Genomic DNA, 10,959 nt, shown 5'->3' on the forward strand with positions numbered 1-10,959 from the left:
TGTTGATAATTAAACAATCTTGGCAAATTAGCAACAGTCCCCCTGTTAATTAAAGAAATTTATTTTCATAAGTTCTGCACAAGTTTTACTAGACGTAAATCATTTTTGCAGTGCTGTCAATATCTATTAATTATCCGTTTATCGACCCGGATTTAATAGACTCTATTTTACTCATTAAGAGATGTTTTATTTTGTACTTCATGTAAATAAGTTACTACATTCTCAAACTCTTTTCGATTGAACGAAAAACCAAAATAAGTTGAAACTTTAATTGCCAAATCATAAAACAGTTCACACATTTTGAATAATGCAGTCCACATATTTTTATAATCCGCATCAACGTAGGTCTGTAAAAATGCTTGCCATATTTTGGGCTCAAGATAGTGTTCAATATATTTGCCATAAGCTCCTATCGTTCTATTAAAACCCGTTTGGGTTCCTATATACCAAATTAATATCCGGATGAGCTGATCTTTTACTCCCTGTTCTGAAACGTATTTTGCGTACGTGAGCTGTTTTCTCCAAAGACCCTTAGCTACATAAGTGCTTACCCATAAAAACTCATTACAACAATCGAAAAAATCCTTTGCTGTAGGTGGTTTCGGTAAATAATCCTTATCTGAGGGTTGATCAAAAGGTTCAATAACCTGATCTTTATCAAGTAATAAAATACTTTGACTATCTCTTGGCATAGTTTTTAATTGATTAATACTTAATAAAGTAAGATCAATTCTATTCCAATCTTTAAATTGCATTAAATAGACATATTTGTCTTTAGATTTAGGCCAGTTTTCATCCATTTCATCAGGCATTTGCATGATGAGTAATTCACCAAATTGACTCACCCAGTTTTTATCATCAACAAATGATCCAACATCAGTGACTAAATACACGATATCATAATCCTGAAAAATATCTTTTTTGGCAGATGGACTTGCTCTTGAGCCGTTCATAATCACGGCTCTAATTCTTTTATCATTCTCTGCTACTTTGATAATGAGGTTAAGCATTGTTTTCTCATCACGTCTATTTTCATAGTTCTTGATCATATGATGCTTATTAAGAGGAAGTGCCTTTATTATTCTAACCCATTCTAAAAAGCTAATCTGCTTATCCTGCAGATATTTTTGTTATGCTAAGCGAAGCCTACGGAGCGCTACTATTCCATTCGCAATGACTCTTTTTCTTATCTTGAACTATTCGTTCAAATTTATGAAATTAAGCTTATCAGGCCATATTGTATTCTGAACTTAAATACATGATTATTTATAAAATCGTTCTCATTTGAATTATCAATGACTAAAGTCTATAGGAACAACAATGACTGCAATTAAATTATTTAAAAAAATTACTGTACTTATCTATCTTTTGGGAGCTGTATTATTTTTTAGTTCGTGTGCAAAGACTATAAATCCTAACGCACAAAATGTAGGTGTTGGTGAAGAGTATGGTACAAGCGATTCTGATTGGCGCTAGTTTTTAAATTTATGACATTACATCGTTGGGATCTAAATTGAGAAAAAAAGAGTTCAATACAAATGAGAAATATCTTAAAGCGACTTGTCGTGCTCTTGAAAAAATCGCGCAACCACTAAAAGGAAGATTTTTGGGGCTTAAACTTTAGAGTGTGTTGTCACACACTCTAATTTAATTAAATTCTTTTTCCAGTGCTTACATATAATTATTCGAGGTGGTATCTTATCCTTAACCTTAGAATACCCAATTTGAAATAGGACTTTGTCATGAGTATGATGACACGAGATAGGCTTATTGGTATCTGGCGGCTTAAAGAACCTAAGTAATAGAATTAGCGAAGCAAGATGATGGTATTTTTCTAGGATTACACACATGAATTAAGGAAAAAATATGGCATGGGTTTATTTATTTCTCGCGGGCCTTTTTGAAGTAGTATGGGCAGTAAAACTCAAAGATACACAAGGATTTACAAAGCTTTATCCTTCACTCATAACAATTTTTGCCATGGTATTAAGTTTTATATTACTCGCTCAATCTTTAAAAACATTACCTATTGGAACTGCTTATGCGATTTGGACAGGTATTGGCGCAGTTGGCGCAGTTATTTATGGCATTTACTTTCTTGGTGAACCCACCTCGCTTATACGAATTGGCTGCATTGCCTTAATTATTATTGCCATAATTGGTCTAAAACTATCTCATCAAACCTAATAAATGAACAACCTTTTAATAAACAATTTTACCCTTGACAATAGGCCATTTGATTGAGAATAATTGGGAACAATCAAGAAGATATAATATTTTAGCATCTTAAAAAATAATAGGGACGTTTAGAAGGTAATCAATTTAATCTATGAAAATTTTAATTACTGGTGGTGCAGGGTTTATTGGTTCAGCAATGGTGCGCTATCTTATTGAGCACACAACAGATACAGTAATCAATGTAGATAAGCTTACTTATGCTGGAAATTTAGAGTCACTTAATCACATTATCAACAATCCACGTCATATTTTTCAACAGGTAGACATCCGCTCTCACGATCAAATCAATCATATTTTTTCTACATTTCAGCCTGATGCAATCATGCATTTAGCCGCAGAAAGCCATGTGGATCGATCTATAGATGGGCCCGCTGAATTTATTCAAACAAATATAGTCGGGACTTATAACTTACTTGAAGCGGCTCGAGCTTATTGGCAATCATTACCGACAGAACGACGCCAATCATTTCGCTTTCATCACATTTCTACTGATGAAGTTTTTGGGGATCTAGAAGACACCACTAAATTCTTTACAGAGACAACCCCTTATGCCCCAAGCTCTCCTTATTCAGCAAGCAAAGCATGCTCCGATCATTTAGTTAGAGCATGGCATAGAACTTATGGATTACCCACAATAACCACAAATTGCTCTAATAATTATGGCCCCTACCAATATCCTGAAAAGCTGATTCCAGTTATCATTCTCAATGCTCTTGCTGGAAAAAATTTACCAGTGTATGGTAATGGAACGCAAATTCGAGATTGGTTGTATGTCAATGATCATGCTCATGCTCTTTATTTAGTTTTAAAAAATGGCATTGTCGGTTCTACCTATAATATTGGCGGCCATAATGAGAAACAAAATATCGAAGTAGTTTATACAGTTTGTTCATTATTAGAAGAATTAGTCCCCCAAAAACCAGCCAATATTTCATTTTATAAAGACTTAATCACACATATTAGAGACAGACCAGGCCATGATCTTCGTTATGCAATTGATGCAACAAAAATTCAGCGAGAGTTGGGATGGAAACCCAAAGAAACTTTTGAATCTGGAATGCGAAAAACAGTAGAATGGTATCTCAACCATCAAAATTGGTGCCAAATTATTACAAACAAACTGCAACAAAAGCAATTACACGTTATTGAAAAGGAATTATCAGCATGAAAGGAATTGTGCTCGCAGGAGGATCAGGAACACGGTTGTATCCAATAACTCAAGGCATCTCAAAACAACTAATTCCTATTTATGATAAACCCATGGTTTATTATCCCTTATCCGTTTTAATGTTAGCGGGTATTCAAGAAATTCTTGTGATTACCACTCCAGAAGATTGTCCAGCATATCAACGACTCTTAGGAAATGGGGAACAATTTGGCATACAATTACACTATGCATTACAGCCTAGTCCAGATGGTTTAGCTCAAGCTTTTATTATCGGTGAAGAATTTATAGGTCACGACAATGTATGTTTAGTACTCGGCGATAATATATTTTATGGCCATGGATTTACCAAACAATTACGAGAAGCTGCTACACGTCAAACAGGGGCTACGGTTTTTGGTTATCCAGTAAAAGATCCTGAGCGTTTTGGAGTCGTAGCGTTTGACGATCAAATGAAAGCTATATCCATTGAAGAAAAACCCTCTCAACCAAAATCACATTATGCAGTAACTGGACTTTATTTTTATGATAATCAAGTTATAGACATTGCCAAACAAGTACGTCCCTCCTATCGAGGAGAATTGGAAATATCCTGTATTAACCAGTTTTATCTTGAATGCGGCAATCTTCATGTAGAATTGCTTGGACGTGGATTTGCTTGGCTTGACACAGGAACTCACGAAAGTCTGCTAGAAGCGAGTTCTTTTGTACAAACTATTGAACATCGTCAAGGATTAAAAATTGCATGCTTAGAAGAAATTGCCTATAAAAACAATTGGATAAGCAAAGAAGCACTTAAAGAAATTGGCAAGAAACTCAGTAAAAATAGTTATGGAACTTATTTGCTGCAGTTAGTTGATCCAATTTGACAAAAACTTCAACCTAGAAAAAGCAATTGTGCCAGAAAAGAGCGAGTTAAGGACGCTGTATTTTTTAATTTTTTTTGTGGAAGCAGTAATCACCGCTATGGTGAACAAAAAAATACAGTATATTCAGTGCTTTTGGCTCGCACAGTAGGACTCAACTGCTTAGTTTAAAGTAATACCGTTAAATCCAGAAGGCATTTCATAAATTCGGATTAGATTTTATATTTAGAAATTTATTTAAGTTTATGATTTAAACATATTTAGGAATTAGAAAAATGCTAATAGCCGGATTTAAAAATACCGTAGCTGCTCAAAGCAATAGTTTTTCGCAGGGAATCTTAAATAAGAAAGTAGATTTTTTCTCGTTTTTTGCATTGTTGATACTTGTTATTGTTTTACTTATACCTAGGCTAGGTGGATTAGATATTCTCTCGGGAAAATATCTTTGGGCTGAAGATGGAACCATTTTTATTAATGAAGCCCAATTTATTGGCTTTGCTTCTTTATGGAAACCATACGCGGGATATTTACATGTATATCCACGTTTAGTTGCCATAATAGCAAATTATTTTTCTTTGGACATACGTCCAATCATCTATTTTATAGGGTGGATGCTATCCTATTTATTCCTGTTTTGGATTCTTAATAAGAAGGCAAAAATTTTTGAGACTAGTTTTTTATCATTAGTGTTTTTATTTATTTTAGTAAGCTTTCAACGCTATAACAGTCAAAATCTATTTAATATATCATATTCACAATGGATGTTAGGTGCGGCTCTTTCTTTATTAGTACTCACTAAGGATCCTTCCTTTAAAAGTTCTGCTTTAAATATCATATTGTTATTTCTTTTAGGATTAACTGGTCCATTCTCATTAATATTAATTCCTATCCTGATATTGAAAAGCTTTATAATAAAAGATTTTCGAAAAAACATTTGGATGTATTTAGTTGTGATAGGGAGTGGAATAGTTCAATTATGCATATTACTTCATTCAGAACGTTTAGGCTCTAAAACAATTGATCCTCATATATGGGATTGGTTAACTTCTTTCATCCAAATAGTTTTATTTGGTGCAAATACTGTATTAACAAAAATTTGCGCTTTGTTTTTCTATGTCATCTTAATGATAACAATGTTTAGTAAAACTAATCTCACTCTAAAACAATCTGAAATAAAAATTCAAGTAGCCTTGAATATGATGGGTGCAGTTTTATTTATTTTCGCGGCTCAATGGGCTTGCAAAGAAAATCCGATGGCTGTAGCCCTTGATGATGCAACAAGATACGTATGGATCCCTCAGACATTGATTTTTTTCAGCGCCATAATAATCTCAAATAATAATTTACTAACTCAGATTGCTTTATTTACTGTAGCATTTATAATTTGTTTTCAACAATTTCATCCTGTAACTTTCCAAAATTTACAATTTAAATCTTTTGCTAATTTCGCAAATTACACAAATATTACTATTCCTATAAGTCCGCAATGGGCAGAGTTTCCAGGTTGGCATATTAATGGAGTGCCTCGAAACAATGTTCCTGCGGAACAGGTAAATATAAAGTTCAGCACTATTTCTGTGGCTGGTGCTAAAACAAATTTATTGAAAAACAAGTTTGAAATCATTTCAATCTCAAATGATCCAATGTTGACATTTAATAATAAAATTATCTGTAAAAAAGCGTCCGATGTGGGACTAGAATTTAATATTTGGAGATCCCATGAAGGTTGGATGCAAGTTTTTTGGGATAACAATGGGATGTTTTCCGAACAAAAGTCATTAAGAAGGTGGTACCCTTCAGGATTAGTCAAAGCGCAATTTGCCCTACCTTACGCGCATGGTGGCGTTAATATTCGATTTGATCCTCTTGAAATGCCAGGAGAAATTAAGGTTAATAACATTAAAGTATATTGTCTTTCTTAAATTAAACTATTTTATTAAAACAAGAAGAACAGAAAGAGAAAATAATAGATCTGCATATAACTTACCGAATTCTTTAAAAATTCTATCTAAAATGCAAAGTAAAAAGAATATATTTGGGATTATACATTAATAATGTTACTATTTCTTTGTAACTAATTGTTTTTGTTAATATATAATAAAATGGATTTTTCATGAGTCAAATAATAAAAAAAATCATAATCCCTGGGGGAGCGGGACTTGTAGGTCAAAATTTGATCGTTCGTCTTAAAACAAAAAATTACAAAGAGATTGTTGTTTTAGATAAACATCAGACCAATTTGGCTATTTTAAAAAAGTTACATCCTGATATTACTGCTGAATATGCTGATGTATCAGTGCCTGGAGAATGGCAGAAACATTTTTCTGGTGCAGATGTAGTTGTGATGTTACAAGCTCAAATTGGTGGAAATGATTACCAAGAGTTTGTGCATAACAACGTAAGCTCCACAACGCTCATTCTTGAAACAATCAAAGACAATAAAATCCCTTATCTAGTTCACATAAGCTCTTCAGTTGTAGAATCGGTAGCCAATGATTTTTATACGAACACTAAAAAAGAGCAAGAAGATTTAGTACTAGCCAGTGGCATACCGTGTGTTATTTTACGCCCCACGCTGATGTTTGGTTGGTTTGATCGTAAACATTTAGGTTGGCTCTCTCGGTTTATGAAAAAAGTTCCTATTTTCCCAGTTCCTGGGCATGGACGATATATGCGTCAACCACTTTATGTGGGCGATTTTTGCAATATTATCATTAGTTGTATTGAAAAACAGTTTGTTGGCGGTGTTTATAATATTTCAGGCCATGAGCGCATAGATTACATCGATATTATACGTGAGATAAAGCGTTCAATCGGCGCCAAAACAATTATTACAAAAATTCCATACAGTTTATTTTATTTTCTCTTATGGGTATGGGGACGCTTAGATAAAAATCCTCCGTTTACCACCCAACAACTTTCTGCATTAAGTGCTAAAGATGAATTTGAAGTCATTGACTGGCCTCATATTTTTGGTGTGCCTTATACCTCCTTTGCTAAGGCGATTGATGAAACTTTTAATGAGCCTACTTATAAGAAAATAATTTTGGAGTTTTAAAAATGAGTCAAAGGATTGCTGTATTGGGAGCAGGCCCGATGGGTTTAGCAGTAGCATATCATTTGGTACGTGAGGGTTATCAACCTATTATTTTTGAAGCTGATGATCGTGTAGGAGGAATGAGTGCTTCTTTCGATTTTTCGGGTTTATCTATAGAGCGTTATTATCATTTTCATTGTACTTCTGACCATGCGTTTTTAACAACATTAGATGAATTGGGATTAACCGATAAACTGCGTTGGGTTGAAACTAAAATGGGCTATTGGTATCAAAATAGATTACAACCTTGGGGTAACCCGCTAGCCCTTCTCAAATTTCGTGGATTAAACCCAGTAGCTAAATTTCGTTATGGTTTTCACGCTTTTCTATCTACAAAGCGAGCTTCTTGGAGATCACTCGATAATGTAGAGGCAACTAAATGGATTAAACGATGGATTGGTAAAAAAGCATATGATGTTTTATGGCATCAGCTTTTTGAATATAAATTTTATGATTATGCAAATAACTTATCGGCTGCCTGGATATGGAGTAGGATAAAAAGAATTGGCATGTCTAGATATAATTTATTTCGAGAGAAATTAGGATATTTGGAGGGAGGCTCTGAAACTTTATTGCAAGCAATGAAATCAGAAATCGAAGTCAATGGCGGAGAAGTTAGGCTTAAATGCCCAGTCAACAAAGTGATAATTAAAGATGGTAGAGTACAAGGTGTAGAAGTAGCTGGAAAGATTGAATATTTTGATAAGGTGATTAGCACCATCCCCTTGCCTTTTGTTCCCAAAATTATGCCTGATCTTCCTAAACATATTATGGAACGTTATCAATCGATTAAGAATATTGCTGTTGCATGTGTTATTGTAAAACTTCAAAAACCTTTAACTGAAAACTTCTGGCTTAATATTAATGATCCTGAAATGGATATTCCTGGTTTGGTTGAGTATTCAAACTTAAGAGATTTAGGACAACACATTTTATATGTGCCTTTTTATATGCCAGGAGAACATCCCAAATTTGCTGAGTCCGATCAAGTGTTTATTGATAAGGTACGCAATTATTTAAAGAGGATTAACTCAGAGTTAGATGATGAACATATTATTGATATTAAAGTAAATAGATATCGTTATGCACAACCAATCTGTTCTCCTGGATTTTTAAATCAATTGCCTCCTGTAGGATTACCCATTAAAGGATTATGGGTAGCTGATACTTCATATTATTATCCTGAAGATAGAGGGATATCCGAAAGCATCGATTTTGGTAAAAAAATGGCACAAGAAGCAATCGCATGAAGAAACAATTTTTCTCTAGACAGTTTATTCTTTTTTTATTTACAGGAGGTATTGCTGCGGCTATTAATTTTAGTTCGCGCATCGTTTATAGTTTTTGGTTTAATTTTTCTTTATCCATATTCCTTGCCTACATTACAGGTATGATTAGCGCATTTATCCTTGCCAAAATAATAGTATTTAGAAGGGGAACTCAGAGTACACATCGTTCTGTTATGTGGTTTACTTTAGTTAATTTTATTGGAATAGTGCAAACTTGGATAATTAGTCTAGGTTTAGTTCATTACCTTTTGCCTTTGTTTGGAATAGAACGATTTATACAAGAAATTGCACATGCAATTGGATTGGTTGTTCCTGTATTTACTAGTTACATTGGTCATAAACGCTTATCTTTTCGCGAAGCATATTAAGAAACTCTATTAATTTATTAACTATTTTAAATTTCTAGAGTCTGTTTACAATTCGCTAGCTTGAAGTCAAATACTTTGCTTTTGTGCGCTTCGTAGCGCACAAAAGCAAAGTATTTTGGCCAAGAAACTAGAAGTATCAATAGACCCAGGATACTTCGAGCTAGGCAGCACAAATTAAAATAATCAATATTTAAAGAAAATATTAGCCGTAGTTCTATTGAATTGGTTTTTTGCCTTTATTTGTGATATTTTTAATTACTTAATGTTTTATAGGACAAGGCAGTTTCATGAATGTTTTAGAGACCCATATACATGAAGTTAAAATTATAGAACCTCATATTTTTGGTGATGGGCGTGGTTTTTTCTATGAAACATTTCAGATTCAACGATATGAGGAGTTGCTTGGCATACAAGATACTTTTGTTCAGGATAATTTATCGCGTTCACGAAAGGGGGTTTTACGAGGGTTACACTACCAAAGTCAACGGCCTCAGGGAAAACTGGTTTCCGTTTTCGCAGGTGAAGTCTTTGATGTGGCTGTTGACATTAGGTTAGGCTCCCCTACTTATGGTTCTTGGGTTGGTGTTATTCTTTCGGGAGAAAATAGGCGTCAAATTTGGATCCCGAAAGGTTTTGCTCATGGTTTTTATGTTTTAAGCGCCACTGCTGATTTTTTTTATAAATGCACTGATTATTATCACCCGGAAAGTGAACTATCGATTAATTATCGAGATCCCGAATTAGCCATAGATTGGCCTCTGACTGATGATGTTCAACTCTCTGCAAAAGATATTAAAGCGAGTCCTTTGAGCGGAATTGATTCTCAATTGTTACCGAGATATCGATGAAAATATTAGTTATAGGCGCTAATGGCCAAGTTGGCTCTGAAATTATCCGGCGATTTATACAAACAAAACATACGGCAATTGCTTTAACGAGAAAAGAACTGGATTGTGTTAATATTAATGAAGTAGGCCCAACTCTCTTTTCGATTCAACCCCAGCTGATAATCAATGCATCTGCATATACGTCTGTAGATAAAGCTGAAGATGAAGCCACATTGGCCCATATTATCAATGCAGAGTTTGTGCGACAGTTAGCATTATATTGCGATCGAAACAAAATACCCTTAATTCATTTGTCTACAGATTATGTATTTGATGGTACTAAGGATGGTCCATATAATGAAATAGATGTTACACATCCTCAAAATGCTTATGCTCAGTCCAAGTTATCAGGTGAACAGGCAATTATTTCACAACTTAAAGAACATATCATTTTACGTGTGAGTTGGGTCTTTGGGATTAGTGGGAATAATTTCGTAAAAACAATTTTAAAGTTGGCTACATGTAAAGAGGAACTGAAAGTCGTTACTGATCAATGGGGTAGACCAACGGCAGCTCGAGATATTGCAAGAGTTCTATTAGAGATCGTAACAAAAATAGATACTCCATCTTTTAACGATTGGGGAGTATATCATTATGCTGGATCGGGTGTAACCAACTGGTTTGAGTTCTCACAGCATTTTATCGATCTTGCTAAGAAAATGGGTATGAATTTACCACTTATTCGTTTAAGCCCTATAAAATCAGAAAATTATTTAACGAAAGCTTCAAGACCAAAGAATTCTGTTTTGGACACAACAAAAATCGAACATACATTAGGTATTCCGTGTCACAGTTGGAAAGATTATCTACCGGAAGTAGTGGACGATTTCATGGAAAAATGCAATCCTTTAAAATGTGATTAAAACTGCGGTCAACTCTAAATAGTCTTCATTGGAACACTAATGGAGTGCAGCTTTTTAAGGTAAAAGGTCACTGGCGATAGCCCTATACCAATCGCTTTTCTTCCTTCCAGCTCTTGGTAACATTCACGTAGCAAATCCAGGTCGACAACGTAACCAATATTGTTGAACACAGTGTCTTTCCTGTAC

Annotated in this window: 11 protein-coding genes; 10 read left to right on the forward strand and 1 reads right to left on the reverse strand. The window is 34.3% G+C overall.

Going from position 1 to position 10,959, the window contains the following annotated elements:
- Positions 1 to 167: 167 nt before the first annotated feature.
- Positions 168 to 1,049 (reverse strand): aminoglycoside 6-adenylyltransferase, encoded by an 882-nt coding sequence (locus Lgra_RS03755; RefSeq protein WP_083502846.1) that lies wholly within the window; start codon positions 1,047 to 1,049, stop codon positions 168 to 170.
- Between the two features lie 271 nt (positions 1,050 to 1,320).
- Between Lgra_RS03755 and Lgra_RS17720 the strand changes: the two genes are divergently transcribed.
- From Lgra_RS17720 to rfbD, 10 genes are all read left to right on the forward strand, one after another.
- Positions 1,321 to 1,476 (forward strand): hypothetical protein, encoded by a 156-nt coding sequence (locus tag Lgra_RS17720; RefSeq protein ID WP_157068248.1) that lies wholly within the window; start codon positions 1,321 to 1,323, stop codon positions 1,474 to 1,476.
- Positions 1,477 to 1,866: 390 nt separating this feature from the next.
- Positions 1,867 to 2,187, forward strand: coding sequence for a quaternary ammonium compound efflux SMR transporter SugE (gene sugE / locus Lgra_RS03760; RefSeq protein WP_058497954.1), 321 nt, complete (start codon positions 1,867 to 1,869; stop codon positions 2,185 to 2,187).
- 142 nt (positions 2,188 to 2,329) lie between these two features.
- Positions 2,330 to 3,406 (forward strand): dTDP-glucose 4,6-dehydratase, encoded by a 1,077-nt coding sequence (gene rfbB, locus Lgra_RS03765; protein ID WP_058497955.1) that lies wholly within the window; start codon positions 2,330 to 2,332, stop codon positions 3,404 to 3,406.
- A complete protein-coding gene (gene rfbA, locus Lgra_RS03770) occupies positions 3,403 to 4,272 on the forward strand; it encodes a glucose-1-phosphate thymidylyltransferase RfbA (protein ID WP_058497956.1) in 870 nt (289 codons plus the stop codon). The genes rfbB and rfbA overlap by 4 nt, the downstream gene beginning before the upstream one ends.
- Positions 4,273 to 4,544: 272 nt before the next feature.
- Complete coding sequence (locus Lgra_RS03775) at positions 4,545 to 6,191, forward strand: hypothetical protein (protein WP_058497957.1); 1,647 nt, start codon at positions 4,545 to 4,547, stop codon at positions 6,189 to 6,191.
- A gap of 191 nt (positions 6,192 to 6,382) precedes the next feature.
- Positions 6,383 to 7,327, forward strand: coding sequence for an NAD-dependent epimerase/dehydratase family protein (locus tag Lgra_RS03780; protein ID WP_058497958.1), 945 nt, complete (start codon positions 6,383 to 6,385; stop codon positions 7,325 to 7,327).
- 2 nt (positions 7,328 to 7,329) lie between these two features.
- A complete protein-coding gene (locus Lgra_RS03785) occupies positions 7,330 to 8,616 on the forward strand; it encodes an NAD(P)/FAD-dependent oxidoreductase (protein ID WP_058497959.1) in 1,287 nt (428 codons plus the stop codon).
- Positions 8,613 to 9,023: a GtrA family protein gene (locus Lgra_RS03790; protein ID WP_058497960.1), complete on the forward strand. Its 411-nt coding sequence runs from the start codon at positions 8,613 to 8,615 to the stop codon at positions 9,021 to 9,023. Before Lgra_RS03785 ends, Lgra_RS03790 begins: the two co-directional genes overlap by 4 nt.
- A gap of 287 nt (positions 9,024 to 9,310) precedes the next feature.
- Positions 9,311 to 9,871, forward strand: a complete 561-nt coding sequence (gene rfbC, locus Lgra_RS03795) for a dTDP-4-dehydrorhamnose 3,5-epimerase (protein ID WP_058497961.1) — start codon at positions 9,311 to 9,313, stop codon at positions 9,869 to 9,871.
- Positions 9,868 to 10,773, forward strand: a complete 906-nt coding sequence (rfbD, locus tag Lgra_RS03800; protein ID WP_058497962.1) for a dTDP-4-dehydrorhamnose reductase — start codon at positions 9,868 to 9,870, stop codon at positions 10,771 to 10,773. Before rfbC ends, rfbD begins: the two co-directional genes overlap by 4 nt.
- Positions 10,774 to 10,959 lie beyond the last annotated feature (186 nt).

Origin of the sequence: Legionella gratiana (genome assembly GCF_001467695.1) — a bacterium.
In the GTDB taxonomy this organism is placed as follows: Bacteria; Pseudomonadota; Gammaproteobacteria; order Legionellales; family Legionellaceae; genus Legionella; species Legionella gratiana.